The sequence below is a fragment of the Microbacterium shaanxiense genome (assembly GCF_054779995.1).
The window spans coordinates 752,293-772,045 of the sequence record NZ_BAAGXE010000002.1 but is presented as its reverse complement, the minus strand read 5'-3'; the positions used below and the strand labels follow the sequence as shown (position 1 = coordinate 772,045).

Genomic DNA, 19,753 nt, shown 5'->3' with positions numbered 1-19,753 from the left:
CCGATCTGCGTCTCCCGCGACGCGAACACCGTCTCGTCGTCGGGATGTGTCGATGTGACTGGCGGGCCCCTGGCAGTGCCGAGGATCCCGCGGAGAGGCTCAACTCTCATGTTATGTTCCTGTGATCAAATCACATGACCACGTTACATTCACCATACTTCGCGGTAATATCGAGTGTCAAGAGAGCCCGCCACGGCCTGACGCGACAACGACGAACCGCATCGAGGAGACCGCATCATGACTGCAACGACGCACGTACCCGAGTACATGGCCGCCAATGTGCTGATCCGGGCGGGCCATGTCGAGATGCAGGAGCGTCGCGTGCCGACGCCGTCCCCTGACGAGGTTCTCGTCAAGGTCACCGCTGTGGGCGTATGCGGCTCGGACGTGCACTTCTTCCATGAAGGGCGCCTCGGAGACTGGGTCGTCGAGGAACCGCTCGTGCTCGGTCACGAGTCGGGCGGCGTGATCGTCGCGGTGGGCTCGGATGTCTCACCCGAGCGCATCGGCGAGCGGGTCTCGATCGAGCCGCAGCATCCGTCAACGACATCCACTGAGACGCTGAGGGGCGACTACAACCTCGACCCGCACATGCGCTTCTACGCCGTACCTGGCACGGACGGCGCGTTCCAGGAGTACGTCACGATCCAGAGCCATTTCGCGTTCGCGATCCCGGACTCGGTGAGCGATTGGGCAGCCGCCCTGCTCGAACCCCTGTCGGTGGCCGTGGCGACCGGCCGTAAGGCCGGCTTCTCCGTCGGCGATCGCGTGCTGATCACCGGAGCAGGACCGGTCGGCCTCGCCGTCGCGCAGGTGGCCAGAGCTTCCGGCGCAGCCGAAGTGCTCGTGTCGGACATCAGCGAGGCGCGTCGGGACGCCGCGCTGCGTTTCGGGGCGACCACCGCTCTCGACCCGATCACCGACGCCGATGCGATGCGCACCGTCGCCGCGGATTCGTTCGTCGACGCCTCGGGTGCAGCGGCCGCCGTGCGCAGCGGGATCGACTCGCTCCGCCCGGGGGGCCGCGCCGTGCTCGTCGGCATGGGATTGCCGGAGCTGGCACTGCCGATCACTCAGATCCAGAACAAGGAGCTCGTGCTGACGGGAGTCTTCCGTTATGCGAACACCTGGCCCGCGGCGATCGCCCTCGTCGCGTCAGGCCAGGTCGACCTGGACGGGATGGTCACCGGCACGTTCTCACTCGACCACGTCAAGGACGCTCTCGAATCCACGACCGACGCCGGCACGATCAAATCGGTCGTGGAACCTCACCGGCGCGGCTAGATCAGTTGGACTCCGGGTATCCGGTCTCGCGCAGGAGCCCCGCCAGGTGGATCGCATTGGTCAGCGAGGTGGTGATCGATGCGCTCACCTTCTCCGGCGTCTGCTCCAGGTCCTTGTAGTCGGTGGTGTGCATCGCCTCGCCGTTCCAGTACACCGAGCCCTGTGCCGGAACCGTGAAGCCGACGTCGTTCAGCGCCTGGAAGAGTACGGCCGTGATGTGATGCGCACCGTCCTCGTTCCCCAGGACGCCGGCGACGGCGACCTTGTCGAACAGGATCGGCCGCCCCTCGGCATCCGTCTCGCTCAGTTCGGCGTCCAGGCGCTCCAGCACCCGCTGAGCGACGCTCGAGTGCTGACCGAGCCACGTCGGCGTCACGAACACCAGGATGTCGGCGTCCAGGACCTTCTCGCGCAATGCCGGCCACTCGTCTCCCTCCCCCATGTCCTTCTCGACGCCGGGAAGGATCATGTGGTCGACGGCCCGGACGCTCTCGCAGGTCACGCCGTTCTCGGTGAGAAAGGTCGACATCTGGCTGCCGAGCACCTCTGAACTCGACTCCGCAGGCGACGGCTTGAGGGTGCAGTTGACGACGAGGGCTCTCATGCGGCATCACCACCGTGCTCGGCCGGCCCCTTGGAGCCGACACCAGGAGCGTCGCTCATGGGTGAACGGTTCGCGACCGAGGCCTCGTCTTCGGGGTCGACCTGGACCGCATCCACCGACCCGGAGTCCGCTCCCGCTCCACCCGCTGGCACGTCGGCGGCGAGCACATCCGGCTCGTCCGCGACGGCAGGCTCACTGAGCGACGACTCTTCCTCGCTGGCGAGACGGTCGGCTTCGGCGCTGTCGATGAGGTTCTCGTCGGCGTCCGGATCGAGCACGGCGTCGCCGTCGACGTCCATCGTCGCCTGCTCGTCGCGGTCGTCGTCGGGAAGCGGAACCGACGTGAAGTTGGGGTTCGACATGGTTGCATCCTTTCCTCTGGTGGGCCAACGCTAAGCCCGCCGCTGGTCGCACCCGAGCGGGTTGACCGTCGACTTCTCGGCGGGTATAGAGCTCACGCCAGCCCGGGGTCGAGACGCTTGCGCATGAAGAGCTGAGCCGTGCCGTCGTCCTGCTCGACGCGCTCAGTGACCCGGTAGCCGCAGCTCTCGTACAGGCGCACGTTGGCCTCGCTCAGGCTGCCCGTGAACAGCTCCGCCTCCGGGGCGCGCGAGTCGTGTTCGGCTGCCTCGAGCAGCGCCCTCCCGATTCCCGCGCCCTGCATGTCGGGCGCGATGGCGATCCGTCCGATGAGCAGCAGATCGTCGGTCTCCCTCACGCGGATCGCTCCGACCAATCGTGGTCCGATCCTCGCCACCCAGCCGTTCGCATCCGCCAACTCGGCGCGCAGCTCGTCGAGCGTCTGCGTGAGCGGTGGCATGTCGGGCGTGCCGTAGATCAGTGCCTCGGAGACGAACGCGGCTCGCTGCACCGTGAGCACCTCACCGGCGTCCGCCGGAGAGATCCGCGACAGCACGACGTCCGACTCATGCGTCATGTGCCGCCCCGTTTCGACGCCGCGCCCACTGCGCGAGTGCGAACAGCCCCAGGCCGACCAGCAGCAGTGCGGCGCCGAAGAGCCACACGACGGCGCGCTGCTGGGTCAGCAGCAGGATGCACGAGGCGATACCGAGCACGGGAATGAACGTCCAGACGCGGAAGTGATCGTGCTCGACCCTGTCCCGCCGCAGCACGAGCACGGAGACGTTGGCGCTGAGGAAGACGAACAGCAGGAGCAGGACCACGGTCTCGGCGAGCGTCGCGAGATCGCCGATCAGGGTCAGCAGCATCGCCACCACGCTCGTCGCCAGAATCGCCACCCAGGGAGTCCTCCTGCCCGGCAGTACCCGTCCGGGGCCGTCGGGCAGCAGCCCCTGCTGCGCCATGCCGTACGTGAGCCTGCTGGCCATGATCATGGTGAGCAATGCGCCGTTGGCGACGGCGATCAGCGCGATCAGGCTGAACAGCCAGGACGGCACACCCACTCCGGTCGCCTCGACGACGGCGAGAAGAGGTCCGCTGGACTGCTGCAGCTCCTCCGGGGGAAGCGCCGCCGCGCTGGCCAGCCCCACGAGCACGTACACGGCGCCGGCCGTGAGAAGAGCCGCGAACAGCGCCTTCGGATACGACCTCGACGGCTCCTTGACCTCCTCGATCACGTTCGCCGAGGTCTCGAAGCCGACGAACGAGTAGTACGCGATGATCGCACCGCCCAGCACCGCCACCCCGACGCCGGTGTCCTCCGGAGCCTGCATCACGCGCGATGCGTCTCCGCCGCCGCCAGCGACGAAGAATCCGACGACCGCGATGACGATCACGAGTCCGCTCAGCTCGATCGCCGTCATCACGAGGTTCGCCCCCATCGACTCCCGGATACCGCGCGCGTTGATCGCACCGACGATGACGAGGAACACCATCGCGGCGGGGATCGCGGGGACGGGGAGGAAGGTCTGGAGATAGTCGCCTGCGAACGCGATCGCGAGTCCGGCTGCGCTCACCACCCCGGCCGCGAGCATGCTGAAGCCGACGAGGAACGAGACGATGCGGCTGCGGAACGCGCGCTCGGCGAAGACTGCCGCGCCTCCGGCACGCGGATACTTCGTGACGAGTTCGGCGTACGAGCCCGCCGTCAGCAGCGCGAGCAGCAGGGCCAGCAGCAGCGGGGCCCACAGCATCCCGCCCACTTCGGCCGAGAGCACGCCCATGAGGGCGTAGATCCCTGCACCGAGCACGTCGCCCAGGATGAAGGCGAACAGCATGGGCCCGGTGATGGCACGCCGCAGTCGTGAGGGCGCTTCGGTCGGTTTCGTCATCGCCCCAACCTAGAGTCGCTTCGAGATGGGATCACGGCCCTTGACACCGCCCCGTGCTCATGGGGTATGTCCCGGTTCCGCCTCGTCGGCGCGTATCCGACGGGCTCTGGCCTCGTCTGTTCTGTCCCTGTGCACCGTCTTCGCGATCCGACGAGCATCGCGCAGGGGAAGCTGCACCTGGGTCTCGGCAGGCACCCCTGCGCGGAGCTCGCGGATGCGCTCCACCTCCGCATCGAACTCCACCCCGACGAGCAGCGCCATGTTCGCTATCCACATCCACAGGGCGAACACGATGACTCCGGCGAATGATCCGTAGATGCGGTCGTAGTTCGAGAAGCCGGCGATGTAGATGCCGAAACCCGCGGATGCGACAGCCAGCACCACGATCGCGACCGCGGCGCCGAGGCTCATCCAACGGAAGCGCGGCGGCCGGATGTTCGGTGTGAAGTAGTAGAGGAACGCGACGACGAACACCACGAGCAGCACCAGCAGCGGCCATCTCGCGATGCGCCAGACGAGGAGCACGGCTTCGCCGATCCCGAATGCGTCTCCCAGTGCCTGCGCGACGGGCCCCGAGCCGACGATGAGCAGGACAGCGATCGCCGCGCACAGGATGGCGACCACGGCGATGGCGAGCTGGGTCGGCTTGAGCGTCCAGATGGGCCGCCCCTCCTGCACGCCGTAGATCCGGTTCATGCCGCGTCCGAGTGCGGCGACATAGCGTCCCATCGACCAGATCGACAGCAGCACGCCGAACACGAGCAGCAGGCCCGACATTCGCAGATCGGCGAGCTCGCGGAGGAAGTCCCCGACCCCGTCTGCAGCTTCCTCAGGAGCCACCGCGCGCACGACGTCGAGCAGCAGCCGTGCGGTCTCGTCGTCGCGGCCGAGCACGCTGAGCAGCGAGAAACCGACCATCGTGGCCGGCAGAAGCGCGAGGAGGGCGTAGAACGCGAGACTCGCGGCGACGTCAGCGCATCCGTCCGCGGCGAACGCGCGAAGGATCCGCCGGAGCGCGAAGGTCCATGAGCGTGTGGCCATCCCCACACTCTGCGCCGTCACCGCCGCGGCGTGATGCCCCCTTGACAGAGCGCTGATGCGGCTGCGGGGCTCAGTCCTGTGTCTCCAGCACCTCATCGACGAGGGTGATGCCACCTGTCGAGTTCGCCGTGTGCATGAGTTCTTCGATCCACCGAGGGTTCAGCGGTCCGGCCTCTGGTTCATCGAACACGAACCGCAACGGGATCGACGGGTGGACCCAGATCGTCGACCGTCCGGCCGCGTCGCCCTCAGGATGCTTCCACGACAGGGTGAACGACTCCTGGCGACGCAGCTTGGTCGCGATGACGACCTTGAGATGCGCCAGAGCGCGGTCCTCGATGTGGATCGGATCCTCTGACCCGCCGTACTGAATCGAACCCATACGCTGACCGTAGCGCACGGCGGATGCTGTCTCGAACGCCTCCTCAGTTCTCAACGTCACCCCTCCACGCACCGGTCTCCGCGCCTCGGCTCTCGATGAATTCCTTGAAGTTCTTGAGGTCCTTCTTGACCGCGTGAGATCCCGCGCCGAGGGCCGCGCCCACGCTCTCCACGAGCCCGCTCGGCTCCCAGTCGAGCTGCACGCTCACGCGGGTCGAGGTGTCGGCGAGTTTATGGAATGTCACCGCTCCCCCGTGCGCGGTATCGCCGCCCGTGCTCGTCCACGCCACACGCTCGTCGGGATGCTGCTCCGTGATCTCCGCGTCGAACTCGCGCTCCACACCCCCGACGTCGACCTTCCAACGGGTGAGAGTGTCGGTGACCTGCGTCAGCGACACCACCTCATCGAGGAACTCCGGGAAGCTCTCGAACTGGGTCCACTGGTTGTACGCCACGTTGACGGGAACATCCACGTCGATGGTCTCGATGATCTGCGCCATGAGATTCTCCTCACTTGTCGGTTGTCGTTCCATTCAGCACGTGACGCCGCGCTCGTGTCAGGGGGCTTGACGGGGGCTGCGTCATGCGCGATCGTGCGTGCTCCCCGGCGCCGGCATCATTCACGCGCGCGAAGGAGCAGGAGGATGCGCCGGAGGTGCATGCAGATGAGGACGCCGGGACCGATGGTGCGGCCGGAGCTGACGGCAACCTGATCCACCTCGTCCAGCAGCATCCGCACGGCTCTCGCGGCGTTCTCGCGCGCCCTGTGCGCCTCCGCACTGTCGTCCTCATCCTGTTCGATGCAGTCGGCGACCCGTCTGCAGGCCTCGCTCAGAGGCTCGGCCAGCGTCGGATTCAGCCCCAGTCCGCCCGGTCGCTCCCAGATGGCGTCGGCGAGGGCGTCGGAGATGTCGCGTATGCGCACGGCGATGAGCTCGAGCGCCTCGAGACGGTCGTGCACGTCGGACGTGTCGTGCCGTCCCCGCATCGCTCGGGGATTGCCCTTCCGGCTGGCGTCGGCCTCGTCCAGCGCCTGACGCACGTCACGCGACGTGTCGGCGAGGGCCGAGGCATCGCGCACCCACCCGTCACGCTCCGGAGGCCACGACTCGGACACCGCTTCACCGATCTCGTGCAGGTGCCTCGCGAGCTGGGTGCGGAAGTCGTCGACGCGCGCGGCCGCGACACCGGTGAGCACTCGAGGAAGGATCAGCAGGTTGACCGCGAGCCCGACGGCCACGCCGACCGCCATCTGGGTGAGATATCCCAGCGAGTAGTCGTCGGAGTTCTGACCGCCGATGATCAGTACGAACAGCGCCGCTATCGGCACGTACTCCCGCCCCACACCGAACCAGCCCGTGCCGGAGAGCAGCACGCCCACGCCTGCGACGAGGGGTATCGTCCACCAGTTGGGCCCGACGGTGACGACCACGGCGAGCGCGAGCCCGATGCCGACGGCGAGGCCCAGCAGGGTCTGCAGACCCGACTTGGCCGACTCCATCAACGTCGGGTACATGCTCAGCAGCGCACCGAGTGGGGCGTAGTACGGATACTCGTCCGTCACGCCGGGCATGTGCGGCGCGAGCGCCCACGCGATCCCCACCGCGAGGGCGGCCTTCGCCGCGAACAGCAGACGCGGGGCTCGGAACGCGTTGCTCAGGGCTGCGAACCGTTCACGGGTCGCCCCGGAAGGCATCGGCGCCCGCCTGTCGTCGTGCCGCCGATCGTCATTCGTCGCCGTCGGCGGGTTCCGGCCCGCTCTCGACGTCGTCGGGGTCGGTGCTGTCGGCGTCGGCACTGTCGGCGTCGAAGTCGGTGCTCTCCTTCGGCGGGATCCGCTCTTCGGGGATGAACGGTCGCTCCTCGTCGGGAATCGCGCGGGGATCGGACATGGCGCCTCCTGTGCATCGTCGTGGGACTCATCGTCGTGGAACCTCATTCTGGACGTCGTGCACCGATGACGGCCGGGGGTTGACATCGCCGTACGAGTCGGTCGCGCCGCGCGCCGGTAGTGTCGGACACGGCAGAACGTGAGGCGTCGAAGGAGAACCCGTGCATGCACTGATCGCGAGCGGGACGGGACGGTACGCCGACCCGTGGCATCCGTTCACGCGTACGAGTCCGCTCATCGCCGAGATCCTGTCCGATTCCGGTTTCGATGTGAGCATCGACGACGACGTCGATCGCGCCATGCGCTCGCTGGGCGCCAGCGATCTTCTCGTCGTGAACGCCGGCGACCCGTGGCGCGCGGAGCAGCCGGTCGCAGCGCCGCCGGAGGATTCACTGCTCGGTCTCGCGACGGCACTCGACCGCGGCATCGGCGTGCTGGCGCTGCATTGCGCTGTCGCATCGCTGCGGGATTATCCCGAATGGGCCGCGGCGATCGGCGCCGTCTGGCTGCCGGGCCTCTCACACCATCCGCCGTTCGGGCGCACGGACGTCACCGGCGCGCCCATGCCTGACGGCACGGAGATTCCCGACTTCACGCTCGACGATGAACGCTACTGCCGCCTGCAGGGCATCGGCACCCGCCGGATCGTGGCGACCCACTCCGGCGACGGATCGGCGGAGCCTGCCGCGTGGGTGCGCGAGGTCGGGGTGTCACGCGTCGCCGTGGACGTGCTCGGTCACGACGAGCGATCGTACGAATCCTCGGGCCATCGACTGCTCATCCGCCGACTCGGCGAGTGGGCGGCCCGAGGACGTTCAGACCGTCCGCCAGTCGTGTGATGTGATGGCCGCTCCGGCTTGCGGCCCCATCTGAAGCATGCCGCCGTCGATGACCAGCGTCGTGCCGGAGATGTATGCGGCCTCCGGCGACGCCAGGAACGCGATGAGCGCCGCGACCTCGCGGGCGTCGCCCGGGCGTCCCAGCGGGATGCCCGGTCGATCGATCTGCTTCGGATCGGCGCCGCTGTCACCGGACGCGGACGTCGCGATGGCTCCCGGTGCGACATTCACAGCAGTGATGCCGTGGGAGCCGAGCTCGAGCGCGAGGTTCTTCATGAGCCCGCTCAGACCGTGCTTGGCGGCGTCGTAGGCGCTGTAGCCGACCATGGGCTGGTGCGCGTGAACGCTCGTCACCGCGATCAGCCTCCCGCCGCGGCCCGCCGTGACCATCGCACGTGCGGCCCGCTGCAGGCACACGAAGGCACCAGTCAGATCGGTGTCGAAGACGCGGTTCCATTCGTCGAGCGAGATGTCGAGGAACGGCGTGTGGGTGCCGATGCCTGCGTTGTTGACGAAGACGTCGAGACCGCCGAGTTCGCCGATCATCGCATCGATGGCGTCACCGCAGGTCGGGATGTCGGTCACGTCGAGCTGAGCGACGATCGCCCTCGCGCCGTGACCGCGCACCTCCGCCGCCGTCTGCTCCGCCCCTTCGCGGTCCGTGTGCCACGTGACGGCGACGTCGTGGCCCGCCGCGGCGAGCGCGACGGCCGTCGCGCGGCCGATGCCGGAGTCCGATCCGGTCACGATCGCCCTGGGCGGTTCGTGATCAGCTCGCATCGCTCGCCTCGGCGTCGTCCGCCCAGCGCAGCACCGCCACGGGGTCCCGGACGGCTCGGCTCTCGCGCGGCGCATCCTCTGCCGTCGGCTCATCGTCCTCCACCAGCACCCGCGCGTCCGTGAGGATCGCTGCACGCGCCAGCGCCTCGGCCGCGTGCACCCGCGCGACGACGTCGGCGCCGAGGCTCTCCGATTCGTCGCCGGCGACCCACGGCGGTGCGTCGAGTGCGAGCAGCGTGCGTTCGTCGTCGAGCATGCGCCCGTCCAGCAGGAGCGTCTCGACGCGCGCCTGCTGCAGCGCCGCGATGACCTCCTCCAGTCCGGTCGCTCCGCCGCTGCCGCTGTCGGCAGCGGCCCGGTCGCGCACCTCGTCGACAGCGGAGCGCTCCCTCTCTTCGAGCGACCGAGCGATCGCCGAGTCGAGTTCGGCGGAATCGGCGCCGTCCGCACGCGTGTGCGCGTCGACGTCCACGATGAGTGCGCGTTCGGTGTCGGTCAGTGCGTCCGTGAGCAGCTGTCGGGCCCGCACATCACCGGAGAGTGCGACGAACTGCGGATGGTGCCTCCTGATGAGTTCGCTGACCTCAGCGGCGACCTCCTCTTGGTTGCTCTTCCACGTGTTCTCGGCATATCGCTGGTACGCGGCGTGCGACCATCCTCCCGCCTGCACCTTCGTGATGTCGTCGGTCTGCCCCTCGATCTCCGCATCCGCATCGCTGTGCCCGCGGCCGGCGGTCTCCAGATGGATGTCAGCGCCGTCACGACTCGTCTCGACGACGAGATAGCGGATGGCCGCGCCGAGATGGCGCAGCAGCGGGAGCAGTGTCGGCACCGGTGCGTGGTCGAGACGCTCAGGGCCGACCCGTGCGCCGACGAATCCCTGTTCGAGTTCGACGCGGCCGCCGGACGCCAGGACGACGCGGGTGGACGGGCTCGGCAGTCCGTTGCGCGTCGCGAGGGCCGCTTCTATCGCTGCCGCGTCCTCCTCGGGCGCTCCTGCCTGTTCCAGTCGTTCGCGCACGGAACGGCGAAGCGCCTCCTCCTCGATCTGGGGGAGCACACCCGGACCATCGACGTACGCGCTGGTCCAAGGGCCGGGTCGGCTGAGCAAGTCGGCGAGTCCGCGGTCACTCATCGTCGCTCCCCTCGCCTGCGGTGCGGTGAGGGTCCGCGGCCTGCGCGTCGGCGGCATCCGCATCCGCCTCGGTGGCGTGCTCACCGCTCTCGTCGTTGCGGAAGGCACGCTCGGTCGACCCGTCGTCGGTGTCGTCGGGCAGTGGCTCGGTCTCGCGGAAGGGTTCCGCGTGCGGGCTGCCGTGCCCCTGCACCATCCCGCGCGTCTCCTGCTCCATCTGCTCGTCGAGCTGCGGACCGTGCTTGGTGTTGCCTCGCTGAGTATCGGACATTGTCGTCTCCTCCTCGCTCGTCTCTCGTCCGTGCAGTCTCACCCGCGCCTTCGGATTCGCCATCGGGGTTGACATCGGCGGATCATACGGTGACGGTCGACGCAGCATCAGGCCGTTCGCCAGATTGACGGGGTCTCGATCGCCACGGTCCGGGATGCCTCTGACACGGCGGCCCGGGGGGTCTACCGTTCAGTCATGGGCATTCTCTACTACGACAGCTCCGGAAGCCCGATCCACATCGAGGATCGAGCCCTCGCGCATCTGAAGGTCGTCATCGCCACCCGGCTGCGTCGGCACGAGAGCTTCACGCTGTCGTGGGAGCATCCGGACGGCGAGCCCGGAGGACGTTCGACCATCTGGCTGCATCCCTCGATACCGCTGCGCTTCGTGTTCGATGACCCTGAACCGCCAGCGCTGAACGGCCGCTGGATCGAGGACCTCATGAACTCCGTGAGCTCGACGGGTGGGATCTTCCTCGTCGATGAACTGATCGAACCCGCCGACTGAGGCCGTCGGAGAAGCCCGTCAACCAGACGGGTTGTCCAGAGGCATACCGTCCTCGTCGGTCGTATCCGGCAACCCGTCCGAGCGCTCAGGCCGTTCCCCGACGATGGCCACGGTGTCATCCGGGGCGCCACCGTCGGTGATCACGCCGCTCGGATCCGACTCCTCGACGGTGTGCCGAGAACCGTGCTCCCTCGCGAACTCCGCGCCTGCGACGACAGCCTCCTCCCGACTGCTGAAGCTGCGGGACCACTCGTTGGCCCCTTCCACCTCGTTCACCCACTGGCCCTGCTTGTCTCTGGTGACGACATCCAGATGAGACAAATCCGCACCTCCCGTTACGACGGCTGTACTCGAATTCCGGTCGACCACGACGTTAGGGCGGTGCGCGCCGCTCATCGATCCCCTTGACATCGGAACCGGGAAGACTCCGACAACTTCTCGTGCTTGTCAACCCGTTTGGCGTCGGCCCGGCCATCTGCGAATCTCGCGTGACGGAACGGAGCGTGACCGGACGGAGGAAGACATGAAGGCTCTCACCTGGCAGGGAAAGCGCAAAGTGACGGTCGAGCGCGTGGAGGACCCCGCGATCGAACAGCCGACGGATGCCGTGATCAAGGTGACGTCATCCGCCATCTGCGGCTCGGACCTGCATCTGTACGAGCTGCTGGGTCCGTTCATCGACCGCGGGGACGTCCTCGGTCATGAGCCGATGGGCACCGTCGTGGAGGTCGGGTCCGAGGTGGCGGAGCTGGCTGTCGGCGACCGCGTCGTGATCCCGTTCAACATCGCATGCGGTCACTGCTTCATGTGTCGAAGCGGGCTCCAGTCGCAGTGCGAGACCACGCAGGTGCGCGAGTACGGCAGCGGCGCCGCGTTGTTCGGGTACACCAAGTTGTACGGCCAGATCCCTGGCGGGCAGGCGGAGTACCTTCGCGTCCCGTTCGCCGACTACAACCACATCCGCGTCGGTGCGGATCTTCCCGACGACCGGTATCTGTACCTCAGCGACATCCTGCCCACCGCGTGGCAGGGCGTCGAGTACGCGCATGTGCCGGAGGGAGGCACGCTGGCGGTGATGGGGCTCGGCCCCGTGGGGCAGTTCGTCTCCCGCATCGGCATCCACCGCGGCCACCGCGTGCTGGCGATCGATCCTGTCGCCGAGCGTCGTGAGATGGCCGAGCGGCACGGCGTGCTGACGTACGACCTCACCGACACGGTGGTGGACGAGCTCCGCGATCTGACCGATGGCCGCGGACCAGACGCGGTCGTCGATGCCGTCGGGCTGGAGGCCCATGGCTCGGCAGGGATCGGCCTCGTGCAGCAGGCCGTGGGGCTGCTGCCGGATGCCGTCGCCAGGCCGATGCTCGACAAGGCGGGTCTCGACCGGCTCGCGGCGCTCTACGCATCGATCGACCTCGTGCGCAGGGGCGGCACGGTCTCGCTCAGCGGCGTCTACGCCGGCGATGCCGATGTGCTGCCGATGAAGACGATGTTCGACAAGCAGCTGAGCCTGCGCATGGGCCAGTGCAACGTGAAGAACTGGGTGGACGACATCCTTCCGCTCGTCGAGGATCCCGCCGACCCGCTCGGCGTTCTCGACCTTGCGACCCATCACGCTCCGCTCGACGACGCCCCGGAGCTCTACGGGACCTTTCAGCGCAAAGAGGACGGCTGCATCAAAGTCGTGCTGAATCCGTGACGGCCCGAAAGTGATGATGAAGGCGAGAAGATGACCACGATCGGCTACCACGCCTCGCACGAGCAGCTGCCGCCGAGAGATCTCCTCTCGGCCGTGCGCTTCGCGGAATCGGTGGGGTTCGACGCCGCGATGTGCTCGGACCACCTGGCGCCGTGGACGCCTGCCCAGGGGGAATCCGGGTTCGCATGGACGTGGCTCGGAGCAGCGCTCGCCTCCACGCACTTCCCCATCGGCGTCGTCACCGCGCCTGGTCAGCGCTACCATCCGGTGATCCTGGCCCAGGCGATCGCGACGGTCGAACAGATGTTCCCCGGACGGTTCTGGGCGGCGCTCGGCAGCGGAGAGGCGATCAATGAGCACGTCACCGGAACGGGATGGCCGGAGAAGGCCGAGAGAGAGCAGCGGCTGCGAGAGTGCGTCGACGCCATGCGACGGCTGCTCGTCGGCGAGAAGGTGACGCTCGACAGCCTGATCGTCGTGGACGAGGCGCGGGTGTGGAGTCGTCCGGAATCGCCGCCGCCCCTGTTCGGCGCCGCCGTCAGTGCGAGGACGGCGGGGTGGGTGGCCGAGTGGGCCGACGGGCTCATCACCGTGGGATCCGACCCCGACGCGACGGGCGCGACTCTGAGCGCGTTCCGCGACGCGGGCGGAACCGGTGACGCAGCGCTCCAGATCCATGTCAGCCTCGCCGACACGGACGAGGAAGCGCTTCAGGTCGCGCGCGCGCAGTGGGCGCACTCGAGTGCGCCAGCAGAGCGCGTGTGGGACATCGCGCAGCCGGAGGAGTTCGCAGCGCTGGCGGATCCGACGGACGACAAGCTCAGGGAAGCCGTGGTCGTGGAGGCATCCGCCGATGCGATGGCGGAGCGCATCGCAGCCGCAGCAGAGAGGTTCGACGCGGTGTACATCCATCACGTCGGAGTGGATCAGGGTCCGTTCCTCCGCCGCTGCGAGGAGCAGCTGCTGCCCGCACTGCGGAGGCTGATGTGAACGCCGCCGACAGAAGCGACCTGTGGTGGCGGACGGCGGTCATCTACTGCCTCGACATCGAGACGTTCTTCGACGCGGACGGGGACGGCGTCGGCGACATCGTCGGGCTCACCCAGCGGATCGACTATCTCGCCGAGCTCGGCGTCTCGTGCCTGTGGCTCATGCCCTTCCAGCCCACCAGGGACCTCGACGACGGGTACGACATCACGGATTTCTACAGTGTCGATCCGCGGCTGGGCAATCTCGGCGAACTCGTCGAGCTGCTGCGCGTCGCGCACGATCGCGGCATCCGCGTCATCGTCGACCTGGTCGTGAATCACACCTCCGACCGGCATCCGTGGTTCCGATCCGCTCGCCGCTCACGCGACTCGAAGTACCGCGACTACTACATCTGGAGGGACAGTCGCCCGCGAGGTTCCAAGAACACGGTGTTCCCCGGCAAGCGCATCCTGCAGATGGCGGCCGACACGTTCACGGGCGTCACGCTGGAGCTTGATGCGATGCGGTGACCCGTGTCCCCAGCGTTTCGAGCCGAAGAGCCGGGGACATGGCTGATCGCGTTACTTCAGATGGTCACGCGCGAGCATCAGGTAGGCACTGGCAGTCCAAGTGTAGGCGCGGTCGCGGAGGCCCTTGCCGGTGAGCGCGTCGAAGTTCTCGGCGAAGCCGGATGCTTCGCAGAGCGCGCGGAAGCGGGCGCTCACGGTGTCGGCCAAGTCGGCGAAGCCGGCGCGACGGAGTCCGTCTTCGACCAGCACGGTCGAGGGCGCCCAGATCGGGCCGCGCCAGTAACCGTCGGCCTCGTATTCGGAGCTGTCGGGTCGTTGCGTCGCAAGGCCCCACGGGGTGAGGTGCGCCTCGACGTGCGCAACGAGAAGATGGCGCACCTCATCGGGCAGATGCTCCGCCGCGGTGATGACGAGCGCCGGCAACAGGCTGGTGCGCTTGCTGGCCCGCCCTGACCTGACGCTCCGGGCGAAGAAGCCGACATCGTCGAGAAGTTCTGCAAGAAGCGCCGACCGCATGCCGTTGCGCACAGAACGCCAGCGCTGCGCACCGTCGCGCCCGAGCTCGTCGGCGAGGTCTGCCAGCACGTCGAGCTGCACGACCAGGAAGGCGGCGAGATCCGGCGCCTCGATGAGCCGATCGTGGTCGAACATCGTTGAGTTGTCCCAGCCGCTGTCGTTGCCGTGCTGATAGTGCGGCAACCGATGCCCGGGCGCCGTGCGCCGGTCGAGCCAGAACTCGGTCCACGCGACGAGACGCTCGTAGACGGTTGCGACGTCAACGGCGTCGAAGAGCGCACCGGCCTCGCGCATCCGCCGGAACGCCCAACCGTGGATCGGTGGCTTCACGAAGTTGTAGAGCACTTCGGAGTGGGTGATCGAGTCGGGCAGCGCGCCCGCAGGGTCCTGGTGGTCGAAGGGCGCGAGGAACTGATCGAGGCCCTCCGTCGTTCGGCCGGGAACGAGCGCGATCGCGTTGAAGCAGTGGTCCCAGCTCCAGATCTTGTCCATCCAGTGCTTGGACATCAGGATGCTTTCGCGGGTCACGAAGCCCGCCGGGTCGACCGTCGCGGACCACAGCACATAAACCGCGAGCGCGGCGGCGGGAGTTTCGTCCGTGCGCCACGGCGCGACAGCGTCTAGATACTCGGCGAAATCGGCGGCCGAGCGCACGACAACGTCGTCGAAGCTCTCTTCGGCGCTGAAGGGCTGGCGGGCGGTCTCGATCTCTTCGACCGCGATCTCCCAGTTGCCGCCGCCGACGACGATGCGACGAGTTCCCGCGCCCAGCGATTGGTCACCGTCGAGGTCCATCGTGCCCGCAAGCGACGTGACGCGGTAGCGACGACCTGATTCGTAACTCGTGAAGACGGCCGAACCGTCGACCGGGTCACGGAAGAGGTACGAACCCGTGAACGGCGTCAGCTCCTCCGACACATCGGACAGCACCATCCCCACGTCTCCTCCGCGCACGCGCAGTACGGTGGGCGTCGCGAATGCCGCCGAGACGACGACATCGTCACCGCGCATCCACTCGAGCACGGCGGGCGTCGCGCGCACGTCGAGGGCGGCGCCGTCATCGTCGGCGAGCGGGCGGAGTGCCAGCACCGCGTGCATACCGGTGACGTGCGACACCAGATGAACGTCGCGCGCGGTACGGTGCAGCTCCACGACGGGCGACAGGTTCAGCCATGAGCCGCGCCTGCTGAACGGGATGTCGCGGATGTCGAAACGCGGGAGAGGATCAGAGAAGTCGAGCGGCGGGTTCACTGCTGGATGGCTCCGGTCGAAGGCTTTGCTGCGTCCGCCGTCGGAATGAAGATCCTCATGGTCGAGGGGGTGCGTTCTGCCCATCGGTGGTACGGGATCAGCGGCAGGTCGATCGTCCGTTCTGGGTCCGCAGTGGCCGAGGGTCCGTAGGGCGGGCGGCCGGATGCTGCGGGGCCCGGGTCGACGGCGACGGCCCGCACGCGCGCGCCGTCGCCGTCGCTCGCGGGCAGGTGTGCAGCATCCAGACGCACATTCTCGAGGATGACGTCGCCGGGCAGATCTCCCGACTCGACGCACAGCACGAGCGGCCCGCGCTCGACAGCGACCGTGCCGCGCAGCGCATCGATGCGCACGTCGGGGAAGGTGAAGCGGGGTGAGAGCGGGAGGACGAGTTCGATGACGTCACCCGGCGTGAAGTCACGGCGGACGTCGACCCAGCCCGGGTCTGCGGCGAGCGGAACGGAGCCCGGTTCGCCGATCGTCGCACCCTCGGCCCACGCCGGGACCCGCAGGCGGATCGTGCGATCGCCTTCGGGCGCGGCGACCACGGTGATGCGGATCAGCCCGTCGTCGGGGTAACGGGTCTCGACGCGCACCGTGAACCCCGCCGCGCGCACCTCACCCGAGGCGTACTGCAACAGGACGAGGGCGTCGCCCTCTATCGCGGCGACGTAGGCGGAGAGCGAAGCCAAAGTGCGCGCGACGTTCGTCGGACAGCATGAGACGTCGAACCACGGGGCGCGGATACCGCCCTCGGCTCGATGATTCACGCCTTCCTCCACCTCGCTGGGCAGCTCCCGCTGGTGCAGCGGGTTGGCGTAGAAGAATGCGCGACCGTCGGCCGAGGGTGACGTCGCCACGACGTTGAAGAGCGTCCGCTCGATCAGGTCGACGTATTGCACGTCGCAGGTCGCGAGATAAAGCCGCCACGCGAGCATGACCGAGGCGACGCCAGCGCACGTCTCGCAGTAAGCGCGGTCTGCGGGCAGCTCCCAGTCGTCACCGAAGCCCTCGTCCTGGTGGCGCGAACCCATGCCACCGGTGACGTAGGTTCGGCGCTCGACCGTGCGGGCCCACTGCCGTTCGAGAGCTGCGAACAGGTCGACGTCGTCGGTATCGACCGCGACGTCGACAGCTCCCGAAGAAAGGTAGAGCGCACGCACGGCATGGCCGCGCAGCGCTGTCGCCGCGCGCACAGGCACGTCGTCCTGGAAGTACTCCGCCGACAGCAGCGGGCGTGCCGGAAGACTCCCCCACCCTCGGCGATCGACGAACAGCCGGGACTGCTCGAGGTAGCGCGGTTCGTCGAGCGCGCGTCCGAACTCCGCAAGAGCCACCTCGATCTCGGGGTGCCCGCAGATTCCGGGGTTGCCCTCCGCGCCGAAGACGCGGCAGACGTGATCGGCCGCGCGTCGCGCGACCTCGGTCAGTTCGTCGGGCCCGTGGGTGCGCAGTCGGGCGACGGCCGCCTGCAGCAGATGTCCGATGTTGTAGAGCTCATGCCCCTCCGACAGGTCGGAGTACCGCGGTGGCAGGCCCGGGTGGCCGAAGGCCGTGCCGAGGTAGCCGTCGTCGTCCTGCGCCGCTGCGACGCGCGCAACGAGAGCGGCGAAGGACGCTTCCAGCTCGTCGTCGCCTCCCCGGCCGAGCTCCCACGACATGGCCTCGAGCAGCTTGTAGATCTCGGAGTCGGAGAACTGCCACCCTGCGCGGTCGAGTGTGACCTCGCCCCGGGCTATGCGGTCGAAGTTCTCGATCCAGCCGAGGCGCTCCATCCACTCGAGGCAGTGCGCGATGGTCGCCGCGCCGTTGACCGCTTGACGGCTGCCCCAGAATCCTTCCGCGTCGAGAGTCACGGCGGTGACGCCGAGGCCGCGCGCAGCGGAACGGACGGGGACGACCGGAACGCCAGATCGGGCGGCAAACGGGTCGAAAGCCGCAGCATCCCTCTGATGCAGAGACAAGGTCATGGGATTCAGTCCTTCACTGCGCCGGCGGTCACACCGGCTGCCACGTAGCGCTGCGCCAGCACGAGGAGGATGGCCGCAGGGATTGAGGCGACCACGGCGGTCGCCATGATCGCGTTCCACTGCGTGGTGTTGTTTCCGATGTAGGCATAGATGCCGAGGGTCACTGGGCGCAGTTCGCTGTTGCGGGCCAGCGTTGACGCGAAGATGAAGTCGGACCACGCCCAGAGGAATGCGAACAGCGACACAGTGATCACGGAGTTGCGGCTCATCGGCAGCACGATCGACACGAACGAGCGCCATGCACCCGCGCCGTCGACGCGTGCGGCCTGCAGCAGTTCGCGGGGAAGTCCGCTCATGAACGCTGTGAACAGCAGCACCGCGAACGGCACAGCGATAGTGGAGTCGGCGAGGATGAGGCCCCACACGTTGTTGAGGAGACCGGCGCGCACGTAGATCGCATAGAAGCCCATCGCCATGACGACGCCGGGGATCATCTGCGCGACGAGCAGGATGAAGTTGAGCGAGCGCCCTCCACGGAGGTTGAGAAGTGCAATCGCGTAGGCCGCAGGCGCGGCGATGACGACCGTGAGCACGACGCAACCGATTCCGATCAGCAGGCTCGTACCGAGGTTCGGCAATTGCTGCTGCATGACCGCTTCGAAGCCCTCGAGCGTGGGATTCGTGGGGAAGATGTGCGGCGGGTTCGCTCGCAGGTCTTGCGTGCGGGTGAGGGAGACGTTCAGCATCCAGTAGACGGGGAAGAGCATCAGGGCGGTGAAGGTGACCCCGAGGGTCACCTTCCACCACGAACGACGAAGAGTCATGAGTTCACCTCACGGCGCTGGACGCGCAAGTAGAGAAAGCCGAAGATGAGGGCGAGGATGATCAGCAAGTTGCCGACCGCAGCCGCCGGTGAGAGGTCGGGCTGACCTGTGCCGAACGCTTCGCGGTACGACCAGATGGCGAGAGTCGTGGAGGAGTTCGCCGGTCCGCCGCCGGTCATCACCCAGATGATATCGACCACCTTCAGCGTATAGACGAGGCCCAGGAGCAGCGTGATCGCCGAGACCGGACGCAGGAGAGGGAACGTGATGCTCCAGAACTGCTGCCACGCACCGGCGCCATCGAGCGAGGCCGCCTCGTAGACGTCACCGGGGATGTTCTGCAACCCGGCGTAGAGGATGACGAGGTTGAACGGGATGCCGAGCCAGATGTTCGCGATGACCACCGAGATCAGCGCGGTATCGGGCGAGGTGAGCCAGTTGATCTGTTCACCGCCGAACGCGGTTATCACCGAGTTGACGATCCCGCTGTCGCTGTTGAGCATCCACGACCATGTCGAGGCCGAGACGATCAGCGGAAGTAGCCACGGCACCAGGAAGAGAGCACGCAGCACTCCCGACAGCGGGAAGTTGCTCCGGAAGAATACCGCCAGCGCCAGCCCGATCGCGTATTGGAAGACGAGCGAGAAGAAGACGAAGACGGCGGTATTCCATAGCGCGGTGGCGAACAGCGGCGAAGAGAGCACCTCCGCGTAATTCTCGAAACCGACGAACTCCGCGTTGCCCTGAACGAACGCGCGAACCGAGTAATCGTGCACGCTGAGGTCGATGCTGCGGATCAGCGGGAACGCGTAGAACACGAGCAGATACGCGATCAGCGGTGCCGCGAAGGCCAGTGCGACCCACCGCGAACCGAACAGACGCGACGGGCGCCGCTTGCGCGGATCGACAACCAACGCCGCAACGGTGTCGGTGCGCGGCGCCGGGCGGCTGGTGAGGGAAGAGGTACTCATGAATTCTCAGTTCGGTCGGGCCGGATCAGGCGTCTGGG

22 protein-coding genes and 1 pseudogene are annotated in these 19,753 nt (G+C 67.6%); 6 read left to right on the top strand and 17 right to left on the bottom strand.

All coding sequences use genetic code 11. The features are described from left to right. Positions 1 to 237 precede the first annotated feature (237 nt). On the top strand, positions 238 to 1,284 hold the full coding sequence (locus ACYVG2_RS08610) for an NAD(P)-dependent alcohol dehydrogenase (protein WP_460780582.1): 1,047 nt from the start codon (positions 238 to 240) through the stop codon (positions 1,282 to 1,284). A gap of 1 nt (position 1,285) precedes the next feature. Here the strand turns inward: ACYVG2_RS08610 and ACYVG2_RS08605 are convergent, their stop codons facing one another. From ACYVG2_RS08605 to ACYVG2_RS08565, 9 genes are all read right to left on the bottom strand, one after another. Next, positions 1,286 to 1,888 carry a flavodoxin family protein gene (locus ACYVG2_RS08605; RefSeq protein ID WP_460780581.1) on the bottom strand — a complete coding sequence of 201 codons (603 nt, stop codon included), beginning with the start codon at positions 1,886 to 1,888 and terminating at the stop codon, positions 1,286 to 1,288. Further along, positions 1,885 to 2,250 carry a hypothetical protein gene (locus ACYVG2_RS08600; protein WP_460780580.1) on the bottom strand — a complete coding sequence of 122 codons (366 nt, stop codon included), beginning with the start codon at positions 2,248 to 2,250 and terminating at the stop codon, positions 1,885 to 1,887. The genes ACYVG2_RS08605 and ACYVG2_RS08600 overlap by 4 nt, the downstream gene beginning before the upstream one ends. A gap of 92 nt (positions 2,251 to 2,342) precedes the next feature. Further along, positions 2,343 to 2,825 carry a GNAT family N-acetyltransferase gene (locus ACYVG2_RS08595; protein ID WP_448966460.1) on the bottom strand — a complete coding sequence of 161 codons (483 nt, stop codon included), beginning with the start codon at positions 2,823 to 2,825 and terminating at the stop codon, positions 2,343 to 2,345. Further along, the gene (locus ACYVG2_RS08590; RefSeq protein WP_460780579.1) at positions 2,815 to 4,140 is read right to left on the bottom strand and encodes an APC family permease; all 1,326 of its coding nucleotides are present in this window, start codon (positions 4,138 to 4,140) and stop codon (positions 2,815 to 2,817) included. Before ACYVG2_RS08590 ends, ACYVG2_RS08595 begins: the two co-directional genes overlap by 11 nt. Positions 4,141 to 4,197: 57 nt before the next feature. After that, complete coding sequence (locus ACYVG2_RS08585; RefSeq protein WP_460780578.1) at positions 4,198 to 5,181, bottom strand: YihY/virulence factor BrkB family protein; 984 nt, start codon at positions 5,179 to 5,181, stop codon at positions 4,198 to 4,200. 70 nt (positions 5,182 to 5,251) lie between these two features. Further along, positions 5,252 to 5,563, bottom strand: coding sequence for a DUF7882 family protein (locus ACYVG2_RS08580; protein ID WP_460780577.1), 312 nt, complete (start codon positions 5,561 to 5,563; stop codon positions 5,252 to 5,254). A 43-nt stretch (positions 5,564 to 5,606) separates the two neighbouring features. Further along, positions 5,607 to 6,062 (bottom strand): SRPBCC family protein, encoded by a 456-nt coding sequence (locus tag ACYVG2_RS08575; protein ID WP_460780576.1) that lies wholly within the window; start codon positions 6,060 to 6,062, stop codon positions 5,607 to 5,609. A gap of 116 nt (positions 6,063 to 6,178) precedes the next feature. Beyond that, entirely contained in the window at positions 6,179 to 7,258 is a 1,080-nt protein-coding gene (locus ACYVG2_RS08570) for an FUSC family protein (RefSeq protein WP_460780575.1), read from the bottom strand. A gap of 31 nt (positions 7,259 to 7,289) precedes the next feature. After that, positions 7,290 to 7,454, bottom strand: a complete 165-nt coding sequence (locus ACYVG2_RS08565) for a hypothetical protein (RefSeq protein ID WP_460780573.1) — start codon at positions 7,452 to 7,454, stop codon at positions 7,290 to 7,292. Positions 7,455 to 7,614: 160 nt separating this feature from the next. On the opposite strand from ACYVG2_RS08565, the gene ACYVG2_RS08560 reads away from it, so the two are divergent. After that, positions 7,615 to 8,292, top strand: a complete 678-nt coding sequence (locus tag ACYVG2_RS08560) for a ThuA domain-containing protein (RefSeq protein ID WP_460780572.1) — start codon at positions 7,615 to 7,617, stop codon at positions 8,290 to 8,292. Here ACYVG2_RS08560 and ACYVG2_RS08555 read toward each other — a convergent pair. Genes ACYVG2_RS08555 through ACYVG2_RS08545 form a run of 3 tightly spaced genes read right to left on the bottom strand, consistent with a single transcriptional unit; the run spans position 8,269 to position 10,478 of the window. Further along, the gene (locus ACYVG2_RS08555) at positions 8,269 to 9,072 is read right to left on the bottom strand and encodes an SDR family oxidoreductase (RefSeq protein WP_460780571.1); all 804 of its coding nucleotides are present in this window, start codon (positions 9,070 to 9,072) and stop codon (positions 8,269 to 8,271) included. The genes ACYVG2_RS08560 and ACYVG2_RS08555 overlap by 24 nt on opposite strands. Next, the gene (locus ACYVG2_RS08550) at positions 9,062 to 10,207 is read right to left on the bottom strand and encodes a baeRF2 domain-containing protein (protein WP_460780570.1); all 1,146 of its coding nucleotides are present in this window, start codon (positions 10,205 to 10,207) and stop codon (positions 9,062 to 9,064) included. The genes ACYVG2_RS08555 and ACYVG2_RS08550 overlap by 11 nt, the downstream gene beginning before the upstream one ends. Next, a complete protein-coding gene (locus tag ACYVG2_RS08545) occupies positions 10,200 to 10,478 on the bottom strand; it encodes a hypothetical protein (protein ID WP_460780569.1) in 279 nt (92 codons plus the stop codon). Before ACYVG2_RS08545 ends, ACYVG2_RS08550 begins: the two co-directional genes overlap by 8 nt. Before the next feature lie 195 nt (positions 10,479 to 10,673). On the opposite strand from ACYVG2_RS08545, the gene ACYVG2_RS08540 reads away from it, so the two are divergent. Further along, positions 10,674 to 10,985, top strand: coding sequence for a DUF7882 family protein (locus ACYVG2_RS08540; protein ID WP_448966471.1), 312 nt, complete (start codon positions 10,674 to 10,676; stop codon positions 10,983 to 10,985). Positions 10,986 to 11,003: 18 nt separating this feature from the next. On the opposite strand, the gene ACYVG2_RS08535 is transcribed toward ACYVG2_RS08540, so the two are convergent. Beyond that, entirely contained in the window at positions 11,004 to 11,306 is a 303-nt protein-coding gene (locus tag ACYVG2_RS08535) for a DUF2188 domain-containing protein (RefSeq protein ID WP_206477024.1), read from the bottom strand. Positions 11,307 to 11,508: 202 nt separating this feature from the next. Between ACYVG2_RS08535 and ACYVG2_RS08530 the strand changes: the two genes are divergently transcribed. The 3 genes and pseudogenes from ACYVG2_RS08530 to ACYVG2_RS08520 all read left to right on the top strand — a co-directional run. Further along, entirely contained in the window at positions 11,509 to 12,684 is a 1,176-nt protein-coding gene (locus ACYVG2_RS08530) for an alcohol dehydrogenase catalytic domain-containing protein (RefSeq protein ID WP_460780568.1), read from the top strand. Between the two features lie 30 nt (positions 12,685 to 12,714). After that, positions 12,715 to 13,674, top strand: coding sequence for a TIGR03885 family FMN-dependent LLM class oxidoreductase (locus tag ACYVG2_RS08525; RefSeq protein ID WP_460780567.1), 960 nt, complete (start codon positions 12,715 to 12,717; stop codon positions 13,672 to 13,674). Then, positions 13,671 to 14,153, top strand: a pseudogene (locus tag ACYVG2_RS08520) (alpha-amylase family glycosyl hydrolase); the annotation flags it as partial. The gene ACYVG2_RS08525 and the pseudogene ACYVG2_RS08520, both read left to right, overlap by 4 nt. Positions 14,154 to 14,234: 81 nt before the next feature. Here the strand turns inward: ACYVG2_RS08520 and ACYVG2_RS08515 are convergent. From ACYVG2_RS08515 to ACYVG2_RS08500, 4 genes are read right to left on the bottom strand one after another with little or no spacing between them, the layout of a single operon-like run. Then, positions 14,235 to 15,950 (bottom strand): amylo-alpha-1,6-glucosidase, encoded by a 1,716-nt coding sequence (locus tag ACYVG2_RS08515; RefSeq protein ID WP_460780566.1) that lies wholly within the window; start codon positions 15,948 to 15,950, stop codon positions 14,235 to 14,237. Next, on the bottom strand, positions 15,947 to 17,920 hold the full coding sequence (locus tag ACYVG2_RS08510; protein ID WP_460780565.1) for a glycoside hydrolase family 127 protein: 1,974 nt from the start codon (positions 17,918 to 17,920) through the stop codon (positions 15,947 to 15,949). Before ACYVG2_RS08510 ends, ACYVG2_RS08515 begins: the two co-directional genes overlap by 4 nt. Before the next feature lie 5 nt (positions 17,921 to 17,925). After that, positions 17,926 to 18,744: a carbohydrate ABC transporter permease gene (locus tag ACYVG2_RS08505; protein ID WP_460780564.1), complete on the bottom strand. Its 819-nt coding sequence runs from the start codon at positions 18,742 to 18,744 to the stop codon at positions 17,926 to 17,928. Continuing rightward, complete coding sequence (locus ACYVG2_RS08500; RefSeq protein ID WP_460780563.1) at positions 18,741 to 19,715, bottom strand: carbohydrate ABC transporter permease; 975 nt, start codon at positions 19,713 to 19,715, stop codon at positions 18,741 to 18,743. Before ACYVG2_RS08500 ends, ACYVG2_RS08505 begins: the two co-directional genes overlap by 4 nt. Positions 19,716 to 19,753: the final 38 nt, after the last annotated feature.

Coding starts and splice junctions, on each gene's coding strand:
- ACYVG2_RS08510 (WP_460780565.1), bottom strand. CDS start 17,920: ATGACCTTGTCTCTGCATCAGAGGGATGCTGCGGCTTTCGACCCGTTT.
- ACYVG2_RS08550 (WP_460780570.1), bottom strand. CDS start 10,207: ATGAGTGACCGCGGACTCGCCGACTTGCTCAGCCGACCCGGCCCTTGG.
- ACYVG2_RS08570 (WP_460780575.1), bottom strand. CDS start 7,258: ATGCCTTCCGGGGCGACCCGTGAACGGTTCGCAGCCCTGAGCAACGCG.
- ACYVG2_RS08585 (WP_460780578.1), bottom strand. CDS start 5,181: ATGGCCACACGCTCATGGACCTTCGCGCTCCGGCGGATCCTTCGCGCG.
- ACYVG2_RS08555 (WP_460780571.1), bottom strand. CDS start 9,072: ATGCGAGCTGATCACGAACCGCCCAGGGCGATCGTGACCGGATCGGAC.
- ACYVG2_RS08565 (WP_460780573.1), bottom strand. CDS start 7,454: ATGTCCGATCCCCGCGCGATTCCCGACGAGGAGCGACCGTTCATCCCC.
- ACYVG2_RS08595 (WP_448966460.1), bottom strand. CDS start 2,825: ATGACGCATGAGTCGGACGTCGTGCTGTCGCGGATCTCTCCGGCGGAC.
- ACYVG2_RS08605 (WP_460780581.1), bottom strand. CDS start 1,888: ATGAGAGCCCTCGTCGTCAACTGCACCCTCAAGCCGTCGCCTGCGGAG.
- ACYVG2_RS08525 (WP_460780567.1), top strand. CDS start 12,715: ATGACCACGATCGGCTACCACGCCTCGCACGAGCAGCTGCCGCCGAGA.
- ACYVG2_RS08530 (WP_460780568.1), top strand. CDS start 11,509: ATGAAGGCTCTCACCTGGCAGGGAAAGCGCAAAGTGACGGTCGAGCGC.
- ACYVG2_RS08590 (WP_460780579.1), bottom strand. CDS start 4,140: ATGACGAAACCGACCGAAGCGCCCTCACGACTGCGGCGTGCCATCACC.
- ACYVG2_RS08500 (WP_460780563.1), bottom strand. CDS start 19,715: ATGAGTACCTCTTCCCTCACCAGCCGCCCGGCGCCGCGCACCGACACC.
- ACYVG2_RS08540 (WP_448966471.1), top strand. CDS start 10,674: ATGGGCATTCTCTACTACGACAGCTCCGGAAGCCCGATCCACATCGAG.
- ACYVG2_RS08575 (WP_460780576.1), bottom strand. CDS start 6,062: ATGGCGCAGATCATCGAGACCATCGACGTGGATGTTCCCGTCAACGTG.
- ACYVG2_RS08545 (WP_460780569.1), bottom strand. CDS start 10,478: ATGTCCGATACTCAGCGAGGCAACACCAAGCACGGTCCGCAGCTCGAC.
- ACYVG2_RS08505 (WP_460780564.1), bottom strand. CDS start 18,744: ATGACTCTTCGTCGTTCGTGGTGGAAGGTGACCCTCGGGGTCACCTTC.
- ACYVG2_RS08610 (WP_460780582.1), top strand. CDS start 238: ATGACTGCAACGACGCACGTACCCGAGTACATGGCCGCCAATGTGCTG.
- ACYVG2_RS08580 (WP_460780577.1), bottom strand. CDS start 5,563: ATGGGTTCGATTCAGTACGGCGGGTCAGAGGATCCGATCCACATCGAG.
- ACYVG2_RS08600 (WP_460780580.1), bottom strand. CDS start 2,250: ATGTCGAACCCCAACTTCACGTCGGTTCCGCTTCCCGACGACGACCGC.